This is a genomic window from Streptomyces sp. NPDC029151, assembly GCF_055564315.1.
In genome coordinates, this window is sequence record NZ_JBVHWQ010000007.1 from 436,132 (window position 1) to 461,865 (window position 25,734).

Below are 25,734 nucleotides of genomic sequence, written 5' to 3' on the forward strand. Positions count from 1 at the left end.
CGGAATTCGGGCCGCCCTTGAGAGGTTTCCCACATCACATCGTCATCACAAAGCCCCTGTTTCGACCGGGAACACCGCTCACTCGCTGTAACGTCGATTGGGTGCGTACCGAACGAAACCTCACCCGGCGTCTGGACCGGGTGTTCGCCAGACTGGACCGGGAGCCGGAACGACCGGCCCACATCGACGTGCCGAGGATGAGCCGGCACAGGGTCGTTCTGTTCTCCGCGACCCTGGCTTTCTACCTGGCGATCGTGTGGGCCGTGGTGACGACCTCGTGGCTGGTCCGGCTGGACTGGCAGGTCATGTTCTTCCGGCCGTACCAGCAGTGGCCCGAGATCCACGCGTTCCTCGACTACTACGTGGTGCTGGGCCAGCGCGGTCCCACCGCCGTGATGGTCGCGGCCTGGCTCGGCTGGCGCTCCTGGCGGCAGCACACCCTGCGTCCGCTGCTCACCCTGGCCACCTCGCTGCTGCTGCTGAACATCACGGTCGGCGCCGCCAAGCTCGGCATGGGGCGGCTCGGACCGCACTACGCCACCGTGATCGGCTCGAACGAGATGGGCCTGGGCGGCGATATATTCCCCAGCGGCCACACCGCCAACGCGGTGGTGACCTGGGGAATCCTGGCGTATCTGGCCTCCACCCCGAGAGCCCGCCGCTGGCTGTCGGCCCTCTCCGCGGTCACCTCGCTCGGTGTCGGCCTCACCACCGTCTACCTCGGTACGCACTGGCTGAGCGACGTGCTGCTGGGCTGGGCCGCGGGCCTGCTGATCCTGCTCGCCCTGCCCTGGTTCGAGCCGCTGATCGCCAGGGCCGAGCTGGTCCTCTTCGGCCTGCGCGACCGCTGGCGCGCGCGGCACGGCCGGCCCGCGACCGTGCCGGCCGTCCCGGTCGCCCCGGTCCTGCTCACCGCGCGCGGCACGCCGGCCGAACCGCAGGCACTGGCCGAGCAGCCGGCGGTGTCGGAGCAGCCGGCACCGGCCGGACCGGCGGTACCGGCCCGCGAGCCGGTCTCCCTGACCCGGAGCTCCCGGGGCCTGGCGCACCTGGCGCCCGGACCGCACACGACCCGTTCGGAGCGCACCCCGGTCACCCCGGCGGGCAGTCGCCGCCCGCCGCACGCCGACCGGCTCCCGCACACCGAGCGGCTCCCGCGCGGCACCTCCCAGCCGGCCCGCCCCTGACCGGCGGCTGACGGCGGCACAGGGCGCGGGGTCCCGGTACGCACCACCACCCCCGCGCACGACGAAGGCCCCGCTCCTCTTCCGGAGCGGGGCCTTCGTCGTCCACGTGTCCGAAGCGCGCCGGCGGTCAGCCTTTCCAGCAGCGGGACACCCTGCCGTCCCGCACCTCGAAGTTCAGCCGCCCGGCCCGGTACTCCATGGTGATGATCGCGCCCGGCGGCAGCGACCGTACCGTCGACCAGCCGCGCTCCCGCGCGAGCCGCTCGGCGTGCACGGCGTCGAGGCCGACGTACCCGTCCGGACTGTCCTGGGGCTCCGCTGGCGGAGTGGGAATCGGTGCCATACGGCCACGCTAGTCCCGCACGTCGGGGCAGGTGAAGCGCCCGCCCCCGTCACACTTCTGTCACAGCCCGCGAAGCCGCGTTTTACTCGAACTCCGTCACACGTACGGGGGTTTCCGTTCGGCCCACCGGGGTAATCGAACAGAATTCACGCGTGCCGGGAAGCCGCTCGGAATTCCCCGGCGGAAAGTGCCGCAGCGGGGACCGGGGCGGGGCGGGGACGCGATTCCCGCGCAATCCGCCGGTGCGTCAGGGCAGCTGACGCCACATAGGAATTTCACGGATTCAGCACACAACCACCGGGCGGCGGCCCGGCCGGAGCGGTCGGGCAGGGGTGGACCGGCTCGCCTGCCCTGACGACGTCCGGGGCTGCGGCCGCCGCCAGGAGTGGGTGTGGGCGGCCTCCGGCCCGCCGCCGCGGCACGGCTTCGTGACGCCGCCCCGGACCCGCTCGGAGGCCCCGTGCTCGGCCTGCGCTTCCTGACGGCTCGTCCGGGACGCGGACAGCCGCCGCCCGCGTCGGGGCGGCGGCTGTCCGCCGTGGTGTGCCGGGATCAGAGCGCGAGGCGCTGGCCGGGCACGATCAGGTTCGGGTCGTCGCCGATGACGGCCTTGTTGGCGGCGAAGATCCGCTGCCAGGTGGTCCCGTGCCGGGCGGCGATGATGCTCAGGGTGTCGCCCTCGCGGACGGTGTAGTCACCGCGGGAGGTGCCGCGGGACGTGGGGGCCGCGGTGCGTTCCGGCGTCTTCGACGGGACGGACGTGGCCGGCGCGGACTTCGCCGGGGCGGACCTCGTCGTCGCGCCGCCGCCGGAGGACGCCGTTCCGGAGGACCCGGTGCGGGCCGCGGCCGGAGCGGCTCCGGAGGCTCCGGCCCGGGCCGAGCAGACCGGCCAGGCGCCCCAGCCCTGGGCCTGCTGGACCTTGGTGGCGACGGCGACCTGTGCGCTTCTGGAGGCCTGGTCGGCCGTCGGGGCGTAGGCGGAGCCGCCGTACGCGCGCCAGGTCGAGGCGGAGAACTGGAGTCCGCCGTAGTAGCCGTTGCCGGTGTTGATGTGCCAGTTGCCGCCGCTCTCGCACTGGGCGATGCGGTCCCACACTCCGTTGTCCGCCGCGGTGGCGTCGCCGGTCGCGGCCAGCAGTCCCAGCGGGGCCAGCAGGGCGGCTCCGGCGAGTGCGGCCGCCGTACGGCCCCTGCGGGATCCGTCGGGACGGGCGCTCACGGGACGGGCGGTGTCGCGGGTGGTATCGGCACAGTCGGACATGTAGTTCCCTCTCCACGAACCCGGGCTCCCCCAAGGCGGAGCGCGTCTCGCCGCGTAGGACCGCGGTTCCTCGCGCCCGCCCCGCCCACCGTGACCGGAGTCGGCGATACAGCTCTGCCTGTGCCGGCCGGCGGACGTACCCGAGCGGTGCTCGTTGCACACGGCGGAGGAATGTAGGGAGGACGAGCGGCCCGGATCAATCAACTCACCGTCCTGGCAGGCCAGTTGCGCGTTACCGCCGGTATCGGCGATTTCCGGACACCCACTACATGCGTGGATTTCCTGATTTTTCAGCCACCCTCCACGGCGTCCTGTGACCCACTTCACTCGCTCAAGTTCCTTGACTGCGCGCGCAATTGACAGCGGGTGTCCGATTGCGCACCCAAGGTGACCGGATGTGGTGGCCGATGCGAACCGGTCGGCGCCGGGGCGTGACCCCCACCACAGGACGCCCGTTGTCTTCTTCATGAGCCCGGAACCCCGGGGCTCATCGGCCGGGAGCCACCCGGCCGACCCCAGCACCGCATCCCGAGGGAGCCACCCGTGCCGCGCATGCTCGACGTCAGCGACGCCGTACGCGCCGAGATCGGCGACGAAGAAGCCGACCGGCTGCTCGCCGGAGAGAACGCCCCGGGCAGTTACGACTGCACGTCCTGTCGCACCCCGGGCGACTCCGAGCAGGAGCGCACCAGCACCGTCCTGTTCGTCGGCGACGAGACCGCCGTCCTCGCCTTCGCCCACGCCAGCTGCCTGCCCTCGCAGGTCGTCCAGGTGACGGAGGAGCAGTTGCAGGGCGCCGTCCGGTCCATCGGGGGCGCCGGCGGCGACCTGCACCAGGGCGAGCCGCAGAAGGCCGTGCCCGAGCAGGCGGTGCTCGGCGTGACCAGCGGACTCGTCCTGCTCGACAACGAGTTGCATCCCGCGCTCGTCGTCGAACCGACCTCGCCGATCGTCCGTCCGGGCACCACCGGCACCGGCGACGACTTCCTGCCGCTCCTCATCGAGCAGGGCTTCATGCCGGTGACCGAGCTGGCCTCCGTCCCGCCCGTGCTGCACGGCTGGTCCGTCCTGCTGGCCATGGGCCGGCTGCACGCGGTGCTGCAGCCGTCCGCCGCCGGGGGCCAGCCGGTGGCCTGGTGGCAGGCGCACCAGCCGCTCCAGGTGACGGACAGCTGGCGGGCCGCGGCCAACAAGCACCAGCAGGTGCTGCTGTTCGCTGCGCCGGTGGGGTCCATCGGCCGTCAGCCGCGGGAGGACCTGCTGCGGGACGCGCTGGACAAGGCCGCGGCGGGCGGCAAGCTGGTCGCCGCGGCGCTTCCCCTCGCCGGCACCTGAGCCGGGTGAGCCCGCCGACCGCATCTCTTTGGAGATCCGGTCGTTTGGACATACGTGCACGCATACGACACTTCTCCCCGCCGGTCCTTCTCGTCCGTGCCGTCCGCCCGGACGGCGCACGAGCCGTCCGGCGGGCCGTCGGCCACGCCGATCTACGACACGCTCTACGCGGAGTGGGTCAAGACCTTCCGCACACTGCCGGGTGACCGCAGCGGCGAGGAGGACCTGGGGTTCAGCGCGTTCGGGGACCTCCCGGACGGCACGGGCACGTACGGCGGCCACCGGCCGGGGTCGTTCAGCAGCTCGTACAGCGCCTACAGCGCGGGGGCCTACAGCGCCCGGCAGCAGTCGCAGTGGCAGCGCGTCGGCACCATCGCGGCCGCCCTGCCGCCGGGACCGCGCCGCGGCGCCTGACCCACGAACGCCTCAGGGCGGCCCTGGATCACCAGGACCGCCCTGAGGCGTCGTGCCGCCGTTACTTCTTCTTCGCGCCGCGCTTCTCGCGCACCCGCACCGAGATGTGGATCGGGGTGCCCTCGAAGCCGAACTCCTCGCGCAGCCGGCGCTCGATGAAGCGCCGGTAGCCGGCCTCGATGAAGCCGGAGGCGAAGAGCACGAACCGCGGGGGCTTGGTGCCGGCCTGGGTGCCGAACAGGATGCGCGGCTGCTTGCCGCCCCGGATGGGGTGCGGGTGGGCCGAGACCAGCTCGCCGAGGAAGGCGTTCAGGCGGCCGGTGGGGACACGCGTCTCCCAGCCCGCCAGCGCCGTCTCGATCGCCGGGACCAGCTTCTCCATGTGCCGGCCGGTGCGGGCCGAGACGTTGACCCGGGGCGCCCAGGCGACCTGGCCCAGCTCGGTCTCGATCTCCCGCTCCAGGTAGTAGCGGCGCTCCTCGTCGAGGGTGTCCCACTTGTTGAAGGCCAGGACGACCGCGCGGCCCGCCTCGACGGCCATGGTGACGATCCGCTGGTCCTGCACCGAGATGTTCTCGGAGGCGTCGAGCAGGATGACCGCGACCTCCGCCTTCTCCACCGCGGCCGCCGTGCGCAGGGAGGCGTAGTAGTCGGCGCCCTGCTGGAGGTGGACCCGCTTGCGGATACCGGCGGTGTCCACGAACTTCCAGGTCTTGCCGCCGAGTTCGATCATCTCGTCGACCGGGTCGCGGGTGGTGCCCGCCAGCTCGTTGACGACGACGCGCTCCTCCCCGGCCACCTTGTTCAGCAGCGAGGACTTGCCGACGTTGGGGCGGCCGATGAGGGCGATGCGGCGGGGGCCGCCGATCGCGGTGCCGAAGGACTGCTCGGGGGCGTCCGGCAGGACCTCCAGGACGGCGTCGAGCATGTCGCCGGTGCCACGGCCGTGCAGGGCCGAGACCGGGTGGGGCTCGCCGAGGCCCAGGTTCCACAGGTAGGCCGCGTCGGCCTCGCCGCTCGGGCCGTCGACCTTGTTGGCGCACAGGACGACCGGCTTGCCGGCCTTGCGCAGCAGCCGGACCACCGCCTCGTCGGTGTCGGTCGCGCCGACCTTGGCGTCGACCACGAAGACGACCGCGTCGGCGGCCTCGATCGCGTACTCGGCCTGCGCGGCCACGGAGGCGTCGATGCCGAGGACGTCCTGCTCCCAGCCGCCGGTGTCGACGACCTTGAAGCGGCGGCCGGCCCATTCGGCCTCGTAGGTGACGCGGTCGCGGGTGACGCCCGGCCGGTCCTCCACGACCGCCTCACGGCGGCCGATCATCCGGTTCACCAGGGTCGACTTGCCGACATTGGGGCGGCCGACGACGGCGAGCACGGGCAGCGGGCCGTGGCCCGCCGCCTCGATGGCGCCCTCGACGTCCTCGACGTCGAAGCCCTCTTCCGCGGCGAGCTCCATGAACTCCGCGTACTCGGCGTCGCCGAGAGCCCCGTGCTCGTACTCGTGCTCAGCCGAGTCGCCGGGCTGGATGTCGTCGTTCATGAAGTCCGTACCTCGTCGTTCATTCGTGGTGATCGGTGGAGAAGCCCCGCGTGGGCTGATCCACTACTCAAGTGTCGCCTGTCGCCCGGTCAGGCGCCTGGCGTTTTCCAGGTGGCTGGTGAGCTGCTTCTGGATGCGCGCGGTCGCCTCGTCCAGCGCCCCGCGCGTACGCCGCCCGGAGCCGTCGCCCGCCTCGAACGGGTCGCCGAAGACGACGTCGACGCGGGAGCGCAGCGGCGGCAGCGCCTTGGTCAGCCGTCCGGGCCGCTCGGTGCTTCCCAGGACGGCCACGGGGACGATCGGCGCCCCGCCGCGGACCGCGAAGTAGGCGAGCCCGGCGCGCAGCGAGGCGAAGTCGCCCTCGCCCCGGGTGCCCTCCGGGAAGATGCCCAGCACTCCCCCGGCCGCCAGCACGCCGAGGGCGTCGGTGATCGCGGTGCGGTCGGCCGTGGTGCGGTCCACCTTCAGCTGGCCGATGCCGGTCAGGAAGGCGCCCAGCGGGCCGACGAAGGCTTCCTTCTTGATCAGGAAGTGCGTGGGCCGGGGTGCCACGCCCATGACCATGGGGCCGTCGATGTTGTGGGAGTGGTTCACGGCGAGGATCACCGGGCCGGTGGCCGGCACCTTCCAGGCACCGAGCACACGCGGCCGCCACAGGCCGTACATCAGGCCGACGCCGATGCGCCGCCCGACCTCGGCACCCCGCTGCGATGCGACCGGCGTACGGCTCACTTCCCGGCCCGCTTCTCCTCGACCAGGGTGACGACGCACTCGATGACCTGGGCGAGGGTCAGCTCGGTGGTGTCCACCTCGACCGCGTCGTCCGCCTTGGCGAGCGGCGAGGTCTTGCGGCTGGAGTCGGCCGCGTCCCGCTTGATGAGGGCCTCGCGGGTGGCGTGGACGTCGGCGCCCTTCAGCTCACCGCTGCGGCGGGCCGCACGCGCCTCCGGGGAGGCCGTGAGGAAGATCTTCAGGTCGGCGTCCGGGAGGACGGTCGTACCGATGTCGCGGCCCTCGACCACGATGCCCTGCTCCGCGCCGGCGGCCAGCGAGCGCTGCAGCTCGGTGATCCGGGCGCGCACCTCGGGCACCGCGCTGACCGCGCTGACCTTGGAGGTGACCTCCTGGGTGCGGATCGGGGCGGCGACGTCGACGCCGTCGACCGTGATGGTCGGGGCGGCCGGGTCGGTGCCGGAGACGATCTCCGGCTTGCCGGCGACCGCGGCGATGGCGGTCGGGTCCTCCAGGTCGATGCCGTTGGTCACCATCCACCAGGTGATGGCCCGGTACTGGGCACCGGTGTCCAGGTAGCTCAGGCCGAGCTGCGCGGCCACGGCCTTCGACGTGCTCGACTTGCCCGTGCCGGAGGGACCGTCGATCGCGACGATCACGGGCTTGGCGGTCGGGGCGGCGCCGTTTTCCACGGGAGGGCACCTTCCTGGTGAAGGGTGGTGAGCGGGGTCCGGGGCGCGAGGGCGCCCCGGACAAGGTTACTGGCTCGCGGGAGCCGCCCTCGCCGGGTGTTACTGGCGCAGTGCCCAGCCCCGCTCGCGCAGCGCCTCCTTCAGGGTCGTGGTGGCCTTCGGTTCGACCATGAGCTGTACCAGACCGGCCTGCTGCCCGGTCGCGTGCTCGATCCGGACGTCCTCGATGTTGACGCCGGCCCGGCCCGCGTCCGCGAAGATGCGGGCCAGCTGGCCGGGCTGGTCGTCGATGAGGACGACGACGGTCTCGTACACGCGCGGGGCGCTGCCGTGCTTGCCGGGCACCCGCACCTGGCCGGCGTTCCCGCGGCGCAGCACGTCCTCGATGCCGGCGGTGCCCTCGGTCCGCTTGTCCTCCTCGGAGGACTGCAGGGCGCGCAGCGCGCGGACCGTCTCGTCCAGGTCGGAGGCGACGTCGGAGAGCAGGTCGGCGACCGGGCCGGGGTTCGCGGACAGGATGTCGATCCACATGCGGGGGTCGGAGGCGGCGATCCGGGTCACGTCCCGGATGCCCTGCCCGCACAGCCGTACGGCGGCCTCCTCGGCGTGCTCCAGGCGCGCGGCGACCAGGCTGGACACCAGGTGGGGCATGTGGGAGACGAGGGCCACGGCGCGGTCGTGGGCGTCGGCGTCCATGACGACCGGGACGGCCCGGCAGTGCGAGACCAGCTCCAGGGCGAGGTTGAGCACCTCGGTGTCGGTGTCCCGGGTGGGGGTGAGCACCCAGGGGCGGCCCTCGAAGAGGTCGCCGGTGGCGGCCAGCGGGCCGGACTTCTCCCGGCCGGACATGGGGTGGGTGCCGATGTACGCGGTGAGGTCCAGGCCGAGCGCCTCCAGCTCGCGGCGGGGGCCGCCCTTGACGCTGGCGACGTCCAGGTAGCCGCGGGCCACGCCCCGGCGCATCGCGTCGGCGAGCACCCGGGCCACGTGGGCGGGCGGGGCGGCGACGACGGCCAGGTCGACCGGGCCCTCAGGGGCCTCGTCGGTGCCGGCGCCGAGCGCGGCGGCCGTGCGGGCCTGCTCGGGGTCGTGGTCGGCGAGGTGGACGGTGACGCCGCGCTGGGCGAGGGCCAGGGCGGCGGAGGTGCCGATGAGGCCGGTTCCGATGACGAGTGCGGTTCTCACTGGGCGATGTCCTTGCGCAGGGCCGCGGCGGCGCCGAGGTAGACGTGGCTGATGTCGGCGCGGGGCCTGTCGGACTCGATGTGCGCGAGGACCCGGACGACCCGGGGCATGGCGCCCTCGACGTCCAGTTCCTGGGCGCAGATGAGGGGGACGTCCACGATGCCGAGCTTGCGGGCCGCCGCGGCCGGGAAGTCGCTGTGCAGGTCGGGGGTGGCCGTGAACCAGATGCTGATCAGGTCGTCGGCGGTCAGCCCGTTCCGTTCCAGGACGGCGGTGAGCAGGGCCCCCACCTGCTCCTCCATGTGTCCGGCCTCGTCCCGCTCCAGTTGGACGGCCCCCCGGACCGCTCGTACCGCCACGGCGCTGCTCCTCGCTGACATGCGTGTTCCGTTCTTGGTCCGTCCAGCCTAGTCAGCCCGCGCGGGACGGGCGTGCGCCGCTCGCTCGCTGAGACGATGCGGGTGTCCCGGTATCCACCGCTGTGCACTGCGGTGTCCACCGATATGCACGTCTGTACGGAGGTCTGACATGCCCCAGCCAGCGACACGGCGAACAGTCCTCGCCACCGGGGCCGGTGCGCTCGCCCTGGGATGCGTGGGGTGCGGCGGCAACGGCGGCGAGGCCGCGCCGGCGACGGACGTCTCCTCGGCGCCCCCCGCCGCCGCCGAGGAGACGTCCCCCGTCGCGGAGGCGGCGTCCCCCGCGGGGAGGGCGCTGGCGCGGACCAGCGACATCCCGGAGGGCGGCGGCAAGGTCTTCAAGAAGGAGAAGGTGGTGGTCACCCAGCCGGAGAAGGGGAGGTTCAAGGCCTTCTCGGCGGTCTGCACCCACCAGGGCTGCACGGTGAGCGAGGTGGCGGACGGCACCATCGACTGCCCCTGCCACGGCAGCAGGTTCCGGATCGCCGACGGTTCGGTGGCCCACGGCCCCGCGACCAGGCCGCTGGAGAAGCGGTCGGTCACGGTGGACGGAAACTCGATCCACGTGGACTGAGGGGGCCGCGTACGCTCCGGGGATGCAGCCGCAGGACCTGGTACGCCACCACACGATCTACGCCTGTGTCATGGGCTCCCGCGCCTTCGGTCTGGCGACGGACGCCAGCGACACCGACCGGCGCGGGGTGTTCCTCGCCCCGACCCCGCTGTTCTGGCGGTTCGAGAAGCCGCCGACGCATGTGGAGGGGCCGGGCGAGGAGCGGTTCTCCTGGGAGCTGGAGCGCTTCTGCGAGCTTGGGCTGCGCGGCAACCCGAACATCCTGGAGTGCCTGCACTCCCCGCTGGTGGAGCACGTGGACGACACCGGCCGCGAGCTGCTGTCCCTGCGCGGTGCCTTCCTGTCCCGCCACGCGTACGACGCCTTCACGCGGTACGCCCTCGGCCAGCGCAGGAAGCTCGACGCCGACGTCCGCGCGACGGGCGCCCCGCGCTGGAAGCACGCGATGCACCTGCTGCGCCTGCTGATGAGCGCCCGGGACCTGCTGCGCACCGGCGAGCTGGTGATCGACGTCGGTGAGCAGCGCGAGCCCCTGCTGGCGGTGAGACGCGGCGAGGTGCCGTGGGCCGGGGTCGAGGCGTGGATGGTCCAGCTGGCGGCCGAGGCAGAGGAGGCCCTGCGGGGCAGCCCGCTGCCGCCGGAGCCGGACCACGCGCGCGTGGCCGGCTTCCTGCACCGGGTGCGCCGGGCCTCAGCCCGCCAGGCGGAGCCGGACCACGAGGTCGTGCAGGGCGTCGTGGGCGCCGGCGGTGTCGGGCAGGGCTGAGCCGGCCTGCGCCTCGTCGAGCACGTCGTGCAGCCGCTCCACGTCGGCCTCGACGCGCTCGCGGTCGACGTCGGCCGTGCCGTGCTCCCGCTCCTGCTTGGCGGCTATCAGGTCGGACAGGTAGCGGGGCCCGCCGACCTGCTCCAGCAGGGTGGGCAGATGGGCCTGCACCTCGCCGCTGCGCATGAGGTGGATGCCGGTGAGCAGCACGCGGAAGGTGTAGAGCAGCGGCTTGAGTTCGCCGGTCTTCTCGAACAGCCGCCACTGGGTCACCGCGAACCCGCGGTAGTGGTGGGCGTGGTGGCTGGTGAGGACGCCGGGGGCCAGGGCGGCCAGCTCCCGGTGGGCGTCGGTGGTGTGCACGACCAGCGGGGAGAGCAGCTGCTCCAGCACATAGCCGTTGCGGCGCAGCATCAGACGGACGAACTTGCGCAGGTCGTGCGTGACGAGGTCCAGCTCGACGCCGTACCGGACCCAGGTCCGCGAGCGGGTCTCCTCCGGCTCGCGCAGTCCGAGGAGGTCGGCGGCGGGGAGCAGGTGGACGCCGCGCAGGTCCACGTCGGAGTCCTGCGAGGGGAAGCCGTACAGGTGGGCGCCGGAGACGGTGGCGAACAGCAGCGGGTCGGGCTGTTCCGCGACCACCGGGGTCAGGTCGATGTCGAGGTCGTCGATCATGGACTAAGCGTCCCAGAGCGCTCCGAGGGCCAACAGGTCCCCTCGGTACTCGATCCGGCCGGTCCAGTCGGCGGGCCAGGCGTCCGCGCCCAGCCAGGCGCCCGCGAAGGCACCGGTGAGGCAGGCGATGGAGTCGGAGTCGCCGGCGGTGCAGGCGGCCCGGCGCAGGGCGGTGACGGGCTCGCCGGGGAAGAGCAGGAAGCACAGCAGCCCGGTGGCGAGGGCCTCCTCGGCGATCCAGCCCTCGCCGGTGGCCAGGCACGGGTCGGTCTCCGGGGAGGCGGTCCGCACGGCCTCCCGGAGCCGGCCGAGGATCTCCAGGCACTCGTCCCAGCCGCGCGCGATGAACTGCTCGGGGCCGGGGTCCTGGGACCGGGTCCACAGGTCGCCGAGCCAGGTGTGGTGGTAGCGGGTGCGGTTGTCCAGGGCGTACGAGCGCAGCTGCCCGACCAGCCCGGCGGGGTCGGTGCCCCGGGCGAGCAGGTGGACGGCGTGGGCGGTGAGGTCGGAGGCGGCCAGCGCGGTGGGGTGGCCGTGGGTGAGCGCGGACTGCAACTGGGCGGCCCCGGCCCGCTGTTCCTCGCTCAGGCCCGGCGCGAGTCCGATCGGGGCGACCCGCATGTTGGCACCGCAGCCCTTGGAGCCGATCTGGCTGGCGTCCTGCCAGGCGCGGCCCTCCGCCTTGAGCAGCTCGCAGGCCCGCAGACACGTGTTGCCCGGGGCGCGGTTGTTCTCCGGCGACTGGTACCAGTCCACGAACTCCTCGCGCAGGGGCCGCTCCAGCCGCTTCGGAGTGAGCTGTCCGCGCTCCATGGCCGTACGCAGGGCCCGCCCGACGGCGAGTGTCATCTGGGTGTCGTCGGAGACGCGTGCGCGCTCCGACAGTTCGAGCTTTCGCCAGGGCCCGAACATCGACTCGATCAACGGCACGGTCTTGAACTCGGTCGGGTAACCGAGGGCGTCCCCCAGGGCGAGGCCGAGAAGCGCTCCGGTCGCCGGCTGCTTGGGCATATGCACGTCCCCCTTTATCGTCACCATGACAATAAAGGGGGACGGTGATCACGGCAAGCCGCTTTAGAGGTCGACTTCCTTCATCAGCATGCCGACCTCGGTGTTCGACAGACGGCGCAGCCAGCCCGACTTCTGGTCGCCCAGCGTGATCGGGCCGAAGGAGGTGCGCACCAGCTTCTCGACCGGGAAGCCCGCCTCCGCCAGCATGCGGCGCACGATGTGCTTGCGGCCCTCGTGCAGGGTCACCTCGACCAGGTAGTTCTTGCCGGTCTGCTCGACCACCCGGAAGTGGTCCGCGCGCGCGTAGCCGTCCTCCAGCTGGATGCCGTCCTTCAGGCGCTTGCCCAGGTCGCGCGGGATCGGCCCGACGATCGCGGCGAGATAGGTCTTCTTCACGCCGTACTTCGGGTGGGTGAGGCGGTGCGCCAGCTCGCCGTGGTTGGTGAGCAGGATGACGCCCTCGGTCTCGGTGTCCAGCCGCCCGACGTGGAAGAGCCGGGTCTCGCGGTTGGTGACGTAGTCACCGAGGCACTGCCGGCCCTCCGGGTCCTCCATGGTGGAGACGACACCGGCGGGCTTGTTCAGCGAGAAGAACTGGTACGACTGGGTCGCGACCGTCAGGCCGTCGACCTTGACCTCGTCCCTCTCCGGGTCGACCCGCTTGCCCTGCTCGGTGACGATCTCGCCGTTCACCTCGACCCGGGCCTGGTCGATCAGCTCCTCGCAGGCCCGCCGGGAGCCGTAGCCCGCGCGCGCGAGGACCTTCTGCAGCCGCTCGCCCTCCTGCTCGGCGCCGGGGAAGGTCTTGGGCAGCCTGATGTCCTTCCTGCCCGCGTACCGCTCCCGGTTGCGCTCCTCGACCCGGGTCTCGTACTCGCGGGAGCGCGCCGGGGCCGTGCGACCGTCCTGCTGGGGCCGCTTCGGGCCGCCCTTGGAGCCGCCGCGGGCCGCCCCGCCGCGTCCGGCCTTGGGGCCGTCCTTGGTGGCCCCGGGGCCCACGTCGTAGCGGCGCTCCTCGGGGCGGGGCTTGCGGGGCCGGCCCTGCCCCTGCTTCTGGTCCCTGTCGTTGCCGGCACCGCGGTAGTTACCGCGCCCGCCGCTCTTGCCGCTGCCGCTGCTTCGCATCTAGGTTTCCGTCTTAGTCGTCTGCGTCCTGACCGCCGGGCGCGTCGGGCGCGTCCGGGTCGAACGACGGGACCCCCTCCTGGGTCTCGGCCTCGATCGCCTCCGCCTCGGGGAGGAAGGGCGCGAGTTCCGGAAGCTCGTCCAGGCCGCGCAGGCCCATCCGCTCCAGGAAGTAGTTCGTCGTCCTGTACAGGATCGCACCTGTTTCGGGTTCCGTGCCCGCCTCCTGGACCAGACCGCGCTGCAGGAGGGTGCGCATGACCCCGTCGCAGTTCACCCCGCGCACGGCGGAGACGCGACTGCGGCTGACCGGCTGGCGGTAGGCGACGACCGCGAGGGTCTCCAGCGCGGCCTGGGTGAGGCGGGCGGTCTGGCCGTCCAGGACCAGCCGCTCGACGGCCGGCGCGTAGGCGGCGCGGGTGTAGAAGCGCCAGCCGCCGGCGACGAACCGCAGCTCGAAGCCGCGGCCCTGCACGGTGTACTCGTCGGCCAGCTCGCGCAGCGCGTCCGCGATCTGCCGCTCTGGCCGTTCCAGGATCCTCGCCAGGTGCTCCTCGGTCGCGGGCTCGTCCACGACCATGAGCATCGCCTCCAGGGCGGGCTTGAGGTCGAGGCCGGCGGTCTCGCTCATGCCTTCTTCTCCTCCTTGGCCTTCTCCTCCTTGGGCACCTGGGGCGGCCGGTCGAACTCGTCCGTGACCCTCGGCGCCCCGTCCCCGTCCCCGCCGGTCCAGCGCACCAGCAGCTCGCCGAGGGCGGTCTCCTGGTCCAGGGCGACGGCCTTCTCCCGGTACAGCTCCAGCAGCGCCAGGAACCTCGCCACGACGGTGAGGGTGTCGCCGGTGTCCTCCACCAGCACCCGGAAGCTGACCTCGCCCAGCTCCCGCAACCGGGCGACCACGATCCCGGCCTGCTCCTGCACGCTGACCAGCGGGGCGTGGATGTGCTCGACGTAGACCTGCGGCCTGGGCCGCGGCTGCATCGCCTTGACCGCGAGCTTCGCGAACCCCTCGGGGCCGATGCTGATGACGACCTCGGGCAGCAGCTCGGCGTGCTCGGGTTCCAGGCCGACGGTACGGGGGTACCGCCGGGCCTCCTCGTCGAGCCGCTGGTTGAAGATGTCGGCGACCTGTTTGTACGCGCGGTACTGGAGCAGGCGCGCGAACAGCAGGTCCCGGGCCTCCAGCAGCGCCAGGTCGGCCTCGTCCTCCACCTCGGCGGCGGGCAGCAGCCGGGCGGCCTTCAGGTCGAGCAGCGTGGCGGCCACGACGAGGAACTCCGTCGTCTGGTCCAGGTCCCAGTCGGGTCCCATGGCCCGGATGTGCGCCATGAACTCGTCGGTGACCTTCGACAGGGCGACCTCGGTGACGTCCAGCTTGTGCTTGGAGATCAGCTGGAGGAGCAGGTCGAAGGGACCCTCGAAGTTCGAGAGACGCACCTTGAAGACACCGCCGGAAGCGGGCTCCGGCTCGGCGGGCTCCGGCTCGGCGGGCTCGGCTCCGGCGGGCTCAGTGGGCTCCGGCTCGGCGGGCTCGGGCTCAGTGGGCTCCGACTCGGCGGCCTCGGCTCTAACAGGCTCGGGCTCGGCGGGCTCCGACTCGGCGGGCACGGGCTCGGCGGGCTCCGACTCGGCGGGCACGGGCTCGGCCGGCTCCGGCTCGGCGGGCTCGGGCTCAGTGGGCTCCGACAGGTCCGGTCCCGGGGGCTCGGCGGATACGGCGACCGGCTCGGGCTCAGCGGGCTCCGACTCGGCGGGCTCGGGCTCGGCTGGCTCCGGCTCGGCCGGCTCCGGCTCAGTGGGCTCCGGCTCGGCTGGCTCGGCTCCGACGGGCTCGGGCTCAGTGGGCTCCGGCAGCTCCGGTCCCGGGGACTCGGCGGGTACGGCGACCGGCTCGGCGGGTACGGCGACCGGCTCGGCGGGTACGGCGACCGGCTCGGCGGGTACGGCGACCGGCTCGGCGGGTACGGCGACCGGCTCGGCCGGCGCGGCGCCCGGCCCTCGCCCCAGCGCACGCCGACGGCCGGCGGATGCGCCGGGGGCAGGGGCTCCGTTCGAGGTCATAGCCCCCGCAGGCTACCGTTACCGCCCGCGCAGCCGTCGCACGAGGATGCTCGCGTCCCCGCGGGACTCCAGGTCGGCCAGGACCACGGCCACCGCCTCGCGGACGATCCGCCCGCGGTCCACCGCGAGCCCGTGCTCGCCGCGGAGCACCAGACGCGCGTGCTCCAGGTCCATCAGCTCCTCGGCGGAGACGTAGACGGTGATCTTCTCGTCGTGCCGCTCGCGCCCGCTGGGCCGCCGCGCCGCCGCCCGGCCGCGCTTGCGCGGCTGCTCCGCGGCAGAACCTTCCTGCGCCGCCTGGCGCCGGGCCGGCCGGGTGCGGGACTCGCCGGCGTCGGCCGGCTCGGCCTCCGCGGCCGCGTGCTCCGCTCCCTCTCCGTCCCCGCCCCGGACGGGCACCGACTGCGGTGCGTCCTCGGCGGCGGCCGCCTCGTCGCTCTCCCCCGCGGGAGCCGGCACCCGGGCCTCACCGTTGGCCGCGCGGCGGGGCGTGGACGGCTGGAGCGCCATCCCCCCGGTCGTGCGGAACAGTTCGTCGGCCCCGGGCAGACTCACTCGGCGTGACACCGGGCGAGCACCTCCCTGGCGAGCTGGCGGTAGGCGGCGGCACCGACGGAGTTGGAGGCGTACGTGGTGATCGGCTCACCGGCGACCGTGGTCTCCGGGAAGCGGACCGTGCGGCCGATGACCGTGTGGTAGACGTGGTCGTCGAACGCCTCGACCACGCGGGCCAGCACCTCGCGGCTGTGCACCGTGCGCGAGTCGTACATCGTGGCGAGGATGCCGTCCAGCTCCAGCTCGGGGTTGAGCCGCTCCTGGACCTTCTCGATGGTCTCGGTCAGCAGGGCCACACCGCGCAGGGCGAAGAACTCGCACTCCAGCGGCACGATCACCTTGTGAGCGGCCGTCAGGGCGTTGACCGTGAGCAGGCCGAGCGAGGGCTGGCAGTCGATCACGATGTAGTCGTAGTCGGGCAGCAGGGGCTTCAGCGCCCGCTGGAGCGTCGACTCGCGCGCGACCTCGGAGACCAGCTGGACCTCGGCGGCCGACAGGTCGATGTTGGAGGGCAGCAGGTCCATGTTGGGGACCGCCGTCTTCAGCAGGACCTCGTCCGCGGACATGCCCCGCTCCATGAGCAGGTTGTAGACGGTGAGGTCCAGCTCCATCGGGTTGACGCCGAGACCGACCGACAGCGCGCCCTGCGGGTCGAAGTCCACGAGCAGCACGCGCCGGCCGTACTCCGCGAGCGCGGCACCCAGGTTGATGGTCGACGTCGTCTTGCCGACGCCGCCCTTCTGGTTGCACATCGCGATGATCGTCGCGGGGCCGTGGTCGGTCAGCGGGCCCGGGATCGGGAAGTACGGCAGCGGGCGTCCGGTCGGGCCGATGCGCTCACGGCGCTGGCGGGCCGCGTCGGGCGCGAGCGTGGCCGCGTACTCGGGATCGGGCTCGTACTCGGCGTCGGGGTCGTAGAAGTGCCCCTCGGGCAGTTCGTCGTAGTCGGCGAATTGGTTGTGGGGCGCGCCACTTCCGTCGCCGGCCATGGCGTTCACGTGATGGCCATCCATGCTCTGGTGTGCTGTCCCGGCCGCCTGCGGACCGGAACTCTGGTGGGCTGCGAAGGTGCGCACAGCTACGGAGCCGACAGCCTCGAATCCCGCGGGGCCCTGGCCCCGTGCAGGCATTCCTGGTTGACCACCCCCGGGAGAAAATGTCGACTCATTCACAAGTCGTCTTACCTCCTTGGTGACCAGGAAACTTCTAGACAAGGTCAGCGTGGCACCATGCCGACGGTTGGCGACTCTATGGCGTGTCGGCGGTCCGCAGCAACACAATCCGCCGGACCCGGCCGGATGTGTCGGCAATGAAACATCCCTCTGTCAAGGGCGTACGGCCGTCGCACAGCAGGTTTCACGGGTGTGCGAATCGGTCGAAGGGTTACGTTCGAGGCGAGTTGACCGAGCGTCGCAAAGTGACCATACACACATCCGGCCGGACCTTGTCGGGCAAGGTCCGGCCGGGTGCGCGGGGTTGACGAGACGTGTTGACGAATCGCCTTTTGCCGGTGGGCGACTTAACGGCTCACCAGGTCACGGGTCAGCCGAGCAGGGAGTCCAGCTCGACGTGGTCCAGGCCGTGCGCCTCGGCGACCTCCTTGTAAACGACCTTGCCGTCATGGGTGTTGAGACCCTTGGCGAGCGCGGCGTCACGGCGCAGCGCCTCCGCCCAGCCGTTGTTGGCCAGCGAGACGATGTACGGCAGCGTGGCGTTGGTGAGGGCGTTGGTGGAGGTGTTGGGCACGCCGCCCGGCATGTTGGCCACGCAGTAGAAGACCGAGTTGTGGACCTGGAAGGTCGGCTCGGCGTGCGTGGTGGGGCGGGAGTCCTCGAAGCAGCCGCCCTGGTCGATCGCGATGTCGACAAGGACACTTCCCGGCTTCATGCGGGACACCATCTCGTTGGTGACCAGCTTCGGGGCCTTGGCGCCCGGGATGAGGACCGCGCCGATGACGAGGTCGGCGTCGAGGACGGCCTTCTCCAGCTCGAAGGAGTTGGACATGATCGCCTTGACCTTGGTGCCGAAGATCCGGTCGGCCTCGCGCAGCTTGTTGATGTCGCGGTCGAGCAGGGTCACGTCGAAGCCCATGCCGACGGCGATCTGGGTGGCGTTCCAGCCGGAGACACCGCCGCCGATGACGACGCACTTGGCCGGGGTCACACCCGGGACACCGCCCGGCAGCACGCCACGGCCGCCGGCCGCGCGCATCAGGTGGTAGGCGCCGACCTGCGGGGCCAGCCGGCCCGCGACCTCGGACATCGGGGCGAGCAGCGGCAGGGCGCGGTTCGGCAGCTCGACGGTCTCGTAGGCGATGGCCGTGGTGCCGGACTCCAGCAGCGCGTCCGTGCACTCCTTGGAGGCGGCCAGGTGCAGGTAGGTGAAGAGGGTCTGGTCCTTGCGGAGGCGGTGGTACTCCTCCGCGATCGGCTCCTTGACCTTGAGCAGCAGGTCGGCGGAGGCCCAGACCTCGTCCGCGGTGTCGAGGATGGCGGCACCGGCGGAGACGTACTCCTCGTCCGTGATCGAGGAGCCGAGGCCGGCGCCCCGCTCGATGACGACCTGGTGGCCGTTGCGCACCAGCTCGTGCACACCGGCGGGGGTGATGGCCACCCGGAACTCGTTGTTCTTGACCTCGCGGGGGATGCCGACCTTCACGTCGATCACGGTCCTTGGCTCAGAGGGTATGGGGGTGCAATACAGACGTACCCAGACATGCGGGGGCATACCGGGAGACACCGCAGGAGAACGAGCGGCAGAGCCAGTCTAATGAAGGTGTTCCTGCTGTCTAGCCTTCCATTGCATCAATCTTCACTGGATGCAGTACGGATTTCGCAGGCGTTAGCGGCCTGATCCGGCCTTGTTTCCTCCTCCGGGGGCTCCTCAGCCAGCATGCGCTCGGCCGCCGCGCGGTGCAGGCGGGCCGCCGCCGGGTCGCCGAGCCGGTCGAGGGTGTCGGCGAGCCGCAGCTGGAGTGCGGCCTGCAACCGGCGGTCCTCGGCCCGCCGCGCCCACTCCACGGCCTCCTGGCAGGTGCGCAGCGACTCCCCGGGCCGGCCCGCGTACTCCTGCACCCGGGCGATCTCGCTCAACGCCCGTGCGCTGGCGGCGACATCGCCGCTCCTGCGGTAGCCGGCCAGGGCGGCCCGCCAGTTCCTGAGCGCCTCGCCGTAGCGCCCCGCGTAGGTGTACGCGGTGCCGATACGGCCGTACAGCCGGGCGGCCTCCGGGTGCTGCCCGCGGGCCAGCCGCTCGGCCAGCGCCCGGCCGAACCAGTCGGCGGCCCGGTCGTGATCACCCAGCTCCTGGTAGGCGCCGCCTACGGATTCCATCGCGCGGCCGGTCGCGTACGAGTCGTTCGCCTCGCGTCCGGCGTCCAGGGCGGCCCGGAAGCGGGCCAGCGCCTCCCGGGTGCGGCCGGTCTGCGCGTCCAGGTCACCCAGGTTCAGCAGCGCCGCGGCCTTCTCCCGGGGCAGCCCGCGCCGCTCGGCGACGTCCAGGACGAGGCCGTGGACGCCGTACAGATCAGGGGCGGCGGCCTGCGTGCCGACATGCGCCGCCAGGGCCCTGACCAGCTGGGACATCAGCCGGCGGGCGAGGGTGTCCAGCTCGCCGTCGGCCACCGCGAGGCGCGCGGACGCCAGCAGGGCGGGGCGCCGGATGCGCAGCCAGTCGGCGGCGGCCCGGGGGCTCGGGAAGCGCAGCGCGGGCGGCATGCCGTTCAGCTTCTCCCGGGCCTGCGGGCTGTCCGTCTCGGTGATCGCCCGGCAGGACTGGAGCAGCCGTACCGTCCGCTCCAGCATCCGGGCCCGGGCCAGCTGCAGCTCGGCCGGCCGCTCCTGGCTCTCGGCGAGGCCGCGCAGCAGGGGGTGCAGGCAGCCGGGGACCTCGTACTGGGGCAGCGGGGTGTCCGCCGCGCGGAGCAGACCGAGGGCGACGAGTTCGTCCAGGGTGGAGCGGGCGGCGTCGACCGAGCAGCCGGCCAGCGCCGAGGCGGTGTGCGGGTCGGCGAGGCCGGCCGGGGCCAGGCAGAGCAGCCGCAGTGTCCGGGCGGCCGGTGCGGGCAGCTGCTCGTACACGAGCCGGAAGACACGGGAGAGCGGGGTGCCGTCACTGCCGTCCGCCCCGCCCTCGGGGTACGTGTGCATCCGCTTGGCGAGGTCGGAGACGGCGGCCTGGGGCCGGGCGGCGAGCCAGCCCCCGGCCAGCACCAGCGCGGCCGGGTGGCCCTGGCAGGCCTCCACCAGGCTCTCCGCGGAGCGCGGGTCGACCGTGATGCGGACCGAGCCGGTGTACCCGGTGAGCAGCTGCAGCGCGGACTTGGTGTCGAGGCCGCCGAGCGTGCAGGGGCGGACGTCCGCGATACCGGTGAGCGGGCCCTGGGAGACGGCGACCACCAGGCAGTCGGGGGCGTCCGGGAGCAGCACGTCGACCTGCTCGGCACCGGCCGCGTCGTCCAGCAGGAGCAGCATCCGCTTGCCGGCGAGGGCCGCGCGCAGGGCCGCGGCGAGGTCTTCCTCGGCGGCTCCGGCGGGGGCCGGCAGTCCCAGCGCGGCCAGCAGGTCACGGGCGGCCTGCTCGACGGGCACCGGGGTGCCGCCGGGCTCGCTGAGCCGGGCCCGCAGCACCCCGTCGGGGTAACGCTCGGCGACCTGCCGGACGAGTTCCTCGGCGAGCCGGGTACGGCCGGAACCGGGGCGGCCGGCGATGAGGAGCACGCGCGCGCGGGGGGCCTTGCGGCCCGAGAGGGTGTCCAGGCCCGCGCGCTCGATGTCGGCGCGCAACTCCTTCAACTCCCGGGTACGGCCCAGGAATCGGTCCTCCGCGGCCGGGTGCGCGGACAGTCCCGCACCGTCTGGGTCCACCGCCTGATCCGTCACGGGCCACACTCCCGTCCCACCGCACGCGCAAGCCCGCCGGTGTCTTCCGGTACGGGCGTTGAAGAGCCTAGTTCACGCTCTGCGACGTTCCCGGAGGAGCGCGGCGGACGGATCGCCCGATCGGATCAGGCGATCGTCACACCAGTAGCCCGGACGGGTCCGGCCCACCCCGCGGTCAGGACTGGAAGGGGCGCGCGGGCCAGGGGGCGTCCGCCGGGCGCAGCGCGTCCAGCCCGTCCCCGCCGCGCGCGGCGACCAGGGAGAGCACGCCGACGACGAGGCAGTTGTTGTGCACGTCACCGGCCAGGACGCGGCGCACCAGCTCCTCGACCGGCACGCGCGCGTGCTGCATGTCGGTCTCCTCGTGCTCCGCCGCGAAGCGCTCCCCCTCCACGTCGGACAGGCCGCGGGCCAGAAAGATCCGTACGGCCTCGTCGCAGCCGCCGGGGGTGGTGTACACGTCGGTCAGCACCCGCCAGTCCTCGGCCTTGACGTGTGCCTCCTCGTACAGCTCGCGCTGGGCGGCGTGCAGCGGGTTCTCGCCGGGCACGTCCAGCAGTCCGGCCGGGATCTCCCACAGCTTGTGCCGCACCGGGTGCCGGTACTGGTTGATCAGCAGCACCCGGTCCTCCTCGTCGAGGGCGAGGACGGCCACGGATCCGGGGTGGACCTGGTAGTCACGGCGGGCCACCGAGCCGTCGGGCATGACCACGTCGTCCGTGCGGACGGAGGTCTTGTTGCCCGTGAAGGGGGTGTCCGTCGCCCGGATCTCCCACTCCTCGGGGGTGTCCTTGATCGTCATGCCCTGTCCCTCCACACGCACGTTCACGAAAAGACCGGTCCCCGGCGGGCCGGACGGCGCGCCGGAAGAACGAAACCGGGGTGCCCACCTTTGAAGGTATGCACCCCGGCCACCGTACAACTGGTGTGTTACTTCGAGATCTTCCGCTCGACCGCGGCCTTCACCAGCCCGGCGAAGAGCGGGTTCGCACGGGTCGGCCGGGAGCGCAGCTCCGGGTGCGCCTGCGTGGCGACCAGGTAGGGGTGGACGTCACGCGGGTACTCCACGTACTCCACGAGCTTGCCGTCGGGGGAGGTGCCGGAGAAGACGATGCCGGCCTTCTTCTCCAGTTCCGCGCGGTAGGCGTTGTTGACCTCGTAGCGGTGGCGGTGGCGCTCCTCGACGTACTCCTTGCCGTCGTAGACCTCGCGGACGATGGAGCCCTCGGCGAGCTTGGCCGGGTGCATGCCCAGGCGCATGGTGCCGCCCAGGTCGCCCTCGCCGGCGACGATGTCCATCTGCTCGGCCATGGTGGAGATCACCGGGTGGGCGGTGGCGGGGTCGAACTCGGTGGAGTTGGCGTCCGGGATGTCCGCCAGGTTCCGCGCGGCCTCGACGACGATGCACTGCAGGCCCAGGCAGAGACCGAGCAGCGGGATCCTGTTCTCACGGGCGTACCGGATGGCGCCGACCTTGCCGTTGACACCGCGCTCGCCGAAACCGCCGGGGATGCAGATGCCGTCCACGTCCGCGAGCTGGGCCTCGGCGCCGGCCGGGGTCTTGCAGTCGTCCGAGGTCACCCACTTGATCTTCACCCGGGCGCGGTTGGCGAACCCGCCCGCGCGCAGCGCCTCGGTCACCGACAGGTAGGCGTCGGGCAGGTCGATGTACTTGCCGACCAGCGCCAGGGTGACCTCGTGGTCGGGGTTGTGGACCCGGTCCAGCAGGTCGTCCCAGGTCGTCCAGTCCACGTCCCGGAAGGGCAGGTCGAGCTTGCGCACCACGTAGGCGTCCAGGCCCTCGGCGTGCACGACCTTGGGGATGTCGTAGATCGAGCGGGCGTCGGGGCAGGCCACCACCGCGGCCTCGTCCACGTCGCACATCAGGGAGATCTTCCGCTTGATCGCGGTCGGGACCTCGCGGTCGCAGCGCAGCACGATCGCGTCGGGCTGGATACCGATGTTCCGCAGCGCGGCCACCGAGTGCTGGGTCGGCTTCGTCTTCAGCTCACCCGACGGGCCGATGTAGGGCAGCAGCGAGATGTGCACCACGAAGACGTTGTCCCGGCCCACCTCGTGGCGGACCTGGCGGACGGTCTCCAGGAACGGCAGCGACTCGATGTCGCCGACCGTGCCGCCGACCTCGGTGATGACCACGTCGACCTCGTCGGTGGCCATGCGGCGGATGCGGTGCTTGATCTCGTTGGTGATGTGCGGGATGACCTGCACCGTGTCGCCCAGGTACTCGCCGCGCCGCTCCTTGGCGATCACGGTGGAGTAGACCTGGCCGGTGGTCACGTTGGCGGAGCCGTCCAGGTCACGGTCGAGGAACCGCTCGTAGTGGCCGATGTCCAGGTCGGTCTCGGCGCCGTCGTTGGTGACGAACACCTCACCGTGCTGGAAGGGGTTCATCGTGCCCGGGTCGACGTTCAGGTACGGGTCCAGCTTCTGCATCACGACACGCAGGCCCCGCGCCTTGAGCAGCATGCCCAGGCTGGAGGCGGTCAGACCCTTGCCGAGCGAGGAGGCGACACCCCCGGTGACGAAGATGTGCTTGGTCGTCGTGGTTTTGGGCGGCATGGCCAAAGGGGGGCTCCCGTGGTCGCGGTCTGGGGGGTGCGGTACGGCGTCCCTCCCGGGCGTTTCCGGGGGGTGCCGTCGCTGCGGTTCGGGGGTTTTTCTCCCACCGGTCCACGGGCTACCAGCGTATCAGCGCCTGGCCGGAATGGCGTCCGAGCACGTTCCGTGCCCGTACGGACGCGGGCCGCGGTCACACAGGTCACTCGTGTCGGCACGGACCCGCCCCTGACACACCGTTCTCACCGGATGGTCACTCGTTCGGCCCACATGGGTTGCCCGGAGCGGCACGCACATCATCTACGTGCGTCGTATCCTGCTCGGACATTCGCTGCCGAGCCCGGCCGGAACGACGGCACACCCCCGCCAACATCACCCGGAACAACGAGAGCGCGGCAGTTCGTTGAGCAAAGACTGTCGTGTTGCCCCAGGGCTCTGCGGGCTGCTTTGCTTCACCGCTCAACGACGCACAACAACGATCCCTTGACCGCACTAGCGACAGCCCCCTGCGCGGGGGTGTGACGTGGCCGTTCGACTGGAGTTGCACGTGGCCGGGCGCATCGAAGACTACGCACTCATCGGAGACATGCAGACCGCGGCGCTGGTCTGCCGGGACGGCACAGTGGACTGGCTGTGCCTGCCCCGCTTCGACTCGCATGCCATCTTCGCCGGCCTGCTGGGCACCGAGGAGCACGGCTTCTGGCGGCTCGGCCCGGCGCACGCCGCCGACGCCCAGCCGCCCACGGCCGCCCGGCGCAGCTACCGCGGCGACTCGCTGATCCTGGAATCCGAGTGGGACACCCCGCGCGGCACGGTCCGCGTGACCGATTTCATGCCCCCGCGTGACGGCGCCCCGCAGCTGATCCGGATCGTGGAGGGCGTCACCGGCCGGGTGCCGATGCGCTCGGCCCTCAGGATGCGGTTCTCCTACGGCCGTGTGGTGCCGTGGGTGCACAGGCACGAGGGCCGTACGGTCGCGGTCGCCGGGCCGGACTCGGTGTGGTTCGACACGGAGGCCGAGACCTACGGCAAGGCGCTCACCACGTACGCCGACTTCACGGTCGCCCCGGGTGACCGGATCGCGTTCACGATCTCGTGGCAGCCCTCCCACAAGGAGCCGCCGCCGCTGCCGGAGCCGGAGGCCTCGCTGGAGGCGACGGAGGACTTCTGGCGCGAGTGGGTCGAGCACTGTACGTACCACGGGCCGTACCGCGAGGCGGTGGTCCGCTCGCTGATCACCCTGAAGGCGCTGACGTACGCCCCGACCGGCGGCATCGTCGCCGCCCCCACCACCTCCCTGCCGGAGGACATCGGGGGCGTACGCAACTGGGACTACCGCTACACCTGGCTGCGGGACGCGGCGATCACCCTGTCCTCGCTGCTGCGCACGGGCTACCGCGAGGAGGCCCGCGCCTGGCGCGAGTGGCTGCTGCGCGCGGTCGCGGGCGACCCGGAGAACCTGCAGATCATGTACGGCATCGCCGGCGAGCGCGAGCTGGGCGAGGCGGAGCTGGACTGGCTGCCGGGCTACGAGGGCTCGGCCCCCGTCCGGGTCGGCAACGGCGCCGCGCACCAGCTCCAGCTGGACGTCTACGGCGAGGTCACCGAGGCCCTGCACCTGGGCCACATGACCGGCCTGGCCCGCAACGACTACGCCTCGCTCCTCCAGCTGAAGCTGATCCGCTACCTGGAGGACCACTGGCAGGAGCCGGACGAGGGCATCTGGGAGGTGCGCGGCCCGCGCCGGCACTTCGTGCACTCCAAGGTGATGGCGTGGGTCGCGGTGGACCGCACGATCAAGCTCATCGAGTCCGGGGACGCGGACGGCCCGCTGGAGCGCTGGCGCGAGCTGCGCGACGACATCCACCGGGACGTGTGCGAGAAGGGCTACGACAAGGAGCGCAACACCTTCACCCAGTCCTACGGCTCGCAGGAGCTGGACGCCTCCCTGCTGCTCATCCCGCAGATGGGCTTCCTGCCGCCGGACGACAAGCGGGTGATCGGCACGATCGAGGCGATCCAGCGCGAGCTGTCCACCTCGGACGGGTTCATCCTGCGCTACCCGACGGAGGGCGACAGCGCGGGCGTCGACGGCCTGCCGGGCGACGAGGGCGCCTTCCTGGCCTGCTCGTTCTGGATGGCGGACGACCTGGCGATGATCGGCCGGGTCGACGAGGCCCGCAGGCTGTTCGAGAAGCTCCTCGCGCTGCGCAACGACCTCGGTCTGCTCGCCGAGGAGTGGGACCCGCGTCTGAAGCGCCAGGTGGGCAACTTCCCGCAGGCCTTCAGCCACGTGCCCCTGATCGACACGGCCCTGCGCCTGACGGCCTCGGGGGCGTACGGCGGCTAGCCCGGCCGCCCCGGCCTACGCTGGAAGCCGGACCTCCGCTCCACGGG

At 72.2% G+C, this 25,734-nt stretch carries 24 protein-coding genes; 6 read left to right on the forward strand and 18 right to left on the reverse strand.

Going from position 1 to position 25,734, the window contains the following annotated elements; genetic code table 11:
* The first annotated feature begins 101 nt into the window (after positions 1 to 101).
* A complete protein-coding gene (locus ACZ4VF_RS26930; protein WP_467929119.1) occupies positions 102 to 1,187 on the forward strand; it encodes a phosphatase PAP2 family protein in 1,086 nt (361 codons plus the stop codon).
* A 127-nt stretch (positions 1,188 to 1,314) separates the two neighbouring features.
* Here ACZ4VF_RS26930 and ACZ4VF_RS26935 read toward each other — a convergent pair whose 3' ends face one another.
* Positions 1,315 to 1,530: an I78 family peptidase inhibitor gene (locus ACZ4VF_RS26935; protein ID WP_189299971.1), complete on the reverse strand. Its 216-nt coding sequence runs from the start codon at positions 1,528 to 1,530 to the stop codon at positions 1,315 to 1,317.
* 552 nt (positions 1,531 to 2,082) lie between these two features.
* A complete protein-coding gene (locus ACZ4VF_RS26940; protein WP_467929120.1) occupies positions 2,083 to 2,793 on the reverse strand; it encodes a LysM peptidoglycan-binding domain-containing protein in 711 nt (236 codons plus the stop codon).
* A 543-nt stretch (positions 2,794 to 3,336) separates the two neighbouring features.
* Here ACZ4VF_RS26940 and ACZ4VF_RS26945 point away from each other — a divergent pair.
* Both ACZ4VF_RS26945 and ACZ4VF_RS26950 read left to right on the forward strand, forming a co-directional pair.
* The gene (locus ACZ4VF_RS26945) at positions 3,337 to 4,128 is read left to right on the forward strand and encodes a hypothetical protein (RefSeq protein ID WP_467929122.1); all 792 of its coding nucleotides are present in this window, start codon (positions 3,337 to 3,339) and stop codon (positions 4,126 to 4,128) included.
* 54 nt (positions 4,129 to 4,182) lie between these two features.
* On the forward strand, positions 4,183 to 4,542 hold the full coding sequence (locus tag ACZ4VF_RS26950) for a hypothetical protein (RefSeq protein ID WP_467929123.1): 360 nt from the start codon (positions 4,183 to 4,185) through the stop codon (positions 4,540 to 4,542).
* Between the two features lie 61 nt (positions 4,543 to 4,603).
* On the opposite strand, the gene der is transcribed toward ACZ4VF_RS26950, so the two are convergent.
* From der to aroH, 5 genes are all read right to left on the reverse strand, one after another.
* Positions 4,604 to 6,085, reverse strand: a complete 1,482-nt coding sequence (der, locus tag ACZ4VF_RS26955) for a ribosome biogenesis GTPase Der (RefSeq protein WP_467929125.1) — start codon at positions 6,083 to 6,085, stop codon at positions 4,604 to 4,606.
* A gap of 63 nt (positions 6,086 to 6,148) precedes the next feature.
* The gene (locus tag ACZ4VF_RS26960; RefSeq protein ID WP_467929185.1) at positions 6,149 to 6,751 is read right to left on the reverse strand and encodes a lysophospholipid acyltransferase family protein; all 603 of its coding nucleotides are present in this window, start codon (positions 6,749 to 6,751) and stop codon (positions 6,149 to 6,151) included.
* A gap of 62 nt (positions 6,752 to 6,813) precedes the next feature.
* The gene (cmk, locus tag ACZ4VF_RS26965; RefSeq protein WP_467929126.1) at positions 6,814 to 7,509 is read right to left on the reverse strand and encodes a (d)CMP kinase; all 696 of its coding nucleotides are present in this window, start codon (positions 7,507 to 7,509) and stop codon (positions 6,814 to 6,816) included.
* A gap of 99 nt (positions 7,510 to 7,608) precedes the next feature.
* Positions 7,609 to 8,694 (reverse strand): prephenate dehydrogenase, encoded by a 1,086-nt coding sequence (locus ACZ4VF_RS26970; RefSeq protein ID WP_467929127.1) that lies wholly within the window; start codon positions 8,692 to 8,694, stop codon positions 7,609 to 7,611.
* Positions 8,691 to 9,053 carry a chorismate mutase gene (gene aroH, locus ACZ4VF_RS26975; RefSeq protein ID WP_467929129.1) on the reverse strand — a complete coding sequence of 121 codons (363 nt, stop codon included), beginning with the start codon at positions 9,051 to 9,053 and terminating at the stop codon, positions 8,691 to 8,693. The genes ACZ4VF_RS26970 and aroH overlap by 4 nt, the downstream gene beginning before the upstream one ends.
* A gap of 169 nt (positions 9,054 to 9,222) precedes the next feature.
* Between aroH and ACZ4VF_RS26980 the strand changes: the two genes are divergently transcribed.
* Together ACZ4VF_RS26980 and ACZ4VF_RS26985 are read left to right on the forward strand one after the other, a co-directional pair.
* Positions 9,223 to 9,687, forward strand: coding sequence for a Rieske (2Fe-2S) protein (locus tag ACZ4VF_RS26980; protein ID WP_467929130.1), 465 nt, complete (start codon positions 9,223 to 9,225; stop codon positions 9,685 to 9,687).
* Positions 9,688 to 9,709: 22 nt separating this feature from the next.
* A complete protein-coding gene (locus ACZ4VF_RS26985; protein WP_467929131.1) occupies positions 9,710 to 10,453 on the forward strand; it encodes a nucleotidyltransferase domain-containing protein in 744 nt (247 codons plus the stop codon).
* Here the strand turns inward: ACZ4VF_RS26985 and ACZ4VF_RS26990 are convergent.
* The 11 genes from ACZ4VF_RS26990 to ACZ4VF_RS27040 form a co-directional block, all read right to left on the reverse strand.
* Positions 10,379 to 11,128: a nucleotidyltransferase domain-containing protein gene (locus tag ACZ4VF_RS26990; protein WP_467929133.1), complete on the reverse strand. Its 750-nt coding sequence runs from the start codon at positions 11,126 to 11,128 to the stop codon at positions 10,379 to 10,381. The genes ACZ4VF_RS26985 and ACZ4VF_RS26990 overlap by 75 nt on opposite strands.
* Positions 11,129 to 11,131: 3 nt before the next feature.
* Positions 11,132 to 12,139 carry an ADP-ribosylglycohydrolase family protein gene (locus ACZ4VF_RS26995; protein ID WP_467929134.1) on the reverse strand — a complete coding sequence of 336 codons (1,008 nt, stop codon included), beginning with the start codon at positions 12,137 to 12,139 and terminating at the stop codon, positions 11,132 to 11,134.
* A gap of 63 nt (positions 12,140 to 12,202) precedes the next feature.
* Positions 12,203 to 13,264: a pseudouridine synthase gene (locus tag ACZ4VF_RS27000; RefSeq protein WP_467929135.1), complete on the reverse strand. Its 1,062-nt coding sequence runs from the start codon at positions 13,262 to 13,264 to the stop codon at positions 12,203 to 12,205.
* Positions 13,265 to 13,277: 13 nt separating this feature from the next.
* Entirely contained in the window at positions 13,278 to 13,895 is a 618-nt protein-coding gene (gene scpB, locus ACZ4VF_RS27005) for an SMC-Scp complex subunit ScpB (RefSeq protein ID WP_467929137.1), read from the reverse strand.
* Positions 13,892 to 14,902, reverse strand: coding sequence for a segregation and condensation protein A (locus ACZ4VF_RS27010; protein WP_467929186.1), 1,011 nt, complete (start codon positions 14,900 to 14,902; stop codon positions 13,892 to 13,894). The genes scpB and ACZ4VF_RS27010 overlap by 4 nt, the downstream gene beginning before the upstream one ends.
* A 441-nt stretch (positions 14,903 to 15,343) precedes the next feature.
* On the reverse strand, positions 15,344 to 15,892 hold the full coding sequence (locus ACZ4VF_RS27015) for a hypothetical protein (RefSeq protein WP_467929138.1): 549 nt from the start codon (positions 15,890 to 15,892) through the stop codon (positions 15,344 to 15,346).
* Positions 15,877 to 17,010 (reverse strand): ParA family protein, encoded by a 1,134-nt coding sequence (locus ACZ4VF_RS27020; protein ID WP_078611716.1) that lies wholly within the window; start codon positions 17,008 to 17,010, stop codon positions 15,877 to 15,879. The genes ACZ4VF_RS27015 and ACZ4VF_RS27020 overlap by 16 nt, the downstream gene beginning before the upstream one ends.
* Positions 17,011 to 17,422: 412 nt before the next feature.
* On the reverse strand, positions 17,423 to 18,538 hold the full coding sequence (gene ald, locus ACZ4VF_RS27025; RefSeq protein ID WP_467929187.1) for an alanine dehydrogenase: 1,116 nt from the start codon (positions 18,536 to 18,538) through the stop codon (positions 17,423 to 17,425).
* A 146-nt stretch (positions 18,539 to 18,684) separates the two neighbouring features.
* Positions 18,685 to 20,760, reverse strand: coding sequence for a tetratricopeptide repeat protein (locus tag ACZ4VF_RS27030; RefSeq protein WP_467929139.1), 2,076 nt, complete (start codon positions 20,758 to 20,760; stop codon positions 18,685 to 18,687).
* A 175-nt stretch (positions 20,761 to 20,935) separates the two neighbouring features.
* Complete coding sequence (locus ACZ4VF_RS27035; RefSeq protein ID WP_467929140.1) at positions 20,936 to 21,562, reverse strand: NUDIX domain-containing protein; 627 nt, start codon at positions 21,560 to 21,562, stop codon at positions 20,936 to 20,938.
* A gap of 128 nt (positions 21,563 to 21,690) precedes the next feature.
* Positions 21,691 to 23,340: a CTP synthase gene (locus ACZ4VF_RS27040; protein WP_467929142.1), complete on the reverse strand. Its 1,650-nt coding sequence runs from the start codon at positions 23,338 to 23,340 to the stop codon at positions 21,691 to 21,693.
* A gap of 544 nt (positions 23,341 to 23,884) precedes the next feature.
* On the opposite strand from ACZ4VF_RS27040, the gene ACZ4VF_RS27045 reads away from it, so the two are divergent.
* Positions 23,885 to 25,687: a glycoside hydrolase family 15 protein gene (locus tag ACZ4VF_RS27045; protein ID WP_467929189.1), complete on the forward strand. Its 1,803-nt coding sequence runs from the start codon at positions 23,885 to 23,887 to the stop codon at positions 25,685 to 25,687.
* The last annotated feature ends 47 nt before the right edge of the window (positions 25,688 to 25,734 follow it).

What these genes read in the sequence shown, in the direction of transcription:
- ACZ4VF_RS26935 (WP_189299971.1), bottom strand. Translation starts at nt 1,530, where the DNA reads ATGGCACCGATTCCCACTCCGCCAGCGGAGCCCCAGGACAGTCCGGAC.
- ACZ4VF_RS26940 (WP_467929120.1), bottom strand. Translation starts at nt 2,793, where the DNA reads ATGTCCGACTGTGCCGATACCACCCGCGACACCGCCCGTCCCGTGAGC.
- der (WP_467929125.1), bottom strand. Translation starts at nt 6,085, where the DNA reads ATGAACGACGACATCCAGCCCGGCGACTCGGCTGAGCACGAGTACGAG.
- ACZ4VF_RS26960 (WP_467929185.1), bottom strand. Translation starts at nt 6,751, where the DNA reads ATGTACGGCCTGTGGCGGCCGCGTGTGCTCGGTGCCTGGAAGGTGCCG.
- ACZ4VF_RS26980 (WP_467929130.1), top strand. Translation starts at nt 9,223, where the DNA reads ATGCCCCAGCCAGCGACACGGCGAACAGTCCTCGCCACCGGGGCCGGT.
- ACZ4VF_RS26985 (WP_467929131.1), top strand. Translation starts at nt 9,710, where the DNA reads ATGCAGCCGCAGGACCTGGTACGCCACCACACGATCTACGCCTGTGTC.
- ACZ4VF_RS26990 (WP_467929133.1), bottom strand. Translation starts at nt 11,128, where the DNA reads ATGATCGACGACCTCGACATCGACCTGACCCCGGTGGTCGCGGAACAG.
- ACZ4VF_RS26995 (WP_467929134.1), bottom strand. Translation starts at nt 12,139, where the DNA reads ATGCCCAAGCAGCCGGCGACCGGAGCGCTTCTCGGCCTCGCCCTGGGG.
- ACZ4VF_RS27000 (WP_467929135.1), bottom strand. Translation starts at nt 13,264, where the DNA reads ATGCGAAGCAGCGGCAGCGGCAAGAGCGGCGGGCGCGGTAACTACCGC.
- scpB (WP_467929137.1), bottom strand. Translation starts at nt 13,895, where the DNA reads ATGAGCGAGACCGCCGGCCTCGACCTCAAGCCCGCCCTGGAGGCGATG.
- ACZ4VF_RS27020 (WP_078611716.1), bottom strand. Translation starts at nt 17,010, where the DNA reads ATGCCTGCACGGGGCCAGGGCCCCGCGGGATTCGAGGCTGTCGGCTCC.
- ACZ4VF_RS27035 (WP_467929140.1), bottom strand. Translation starts at nt 21,562, where the DNA reads ATGACGATCAAGGACACCCCCGAGGAGTGGGAGATCCGGGCGACGGAC.
- ACZ4VF_RS27040 (WP_467929142.1), bottom strand. Translation starts at nt 23,340, where the DNA reads ATGCCGCCCAAAACCACGACGACCAAGCACATCTTCGTCACCGGGGGT.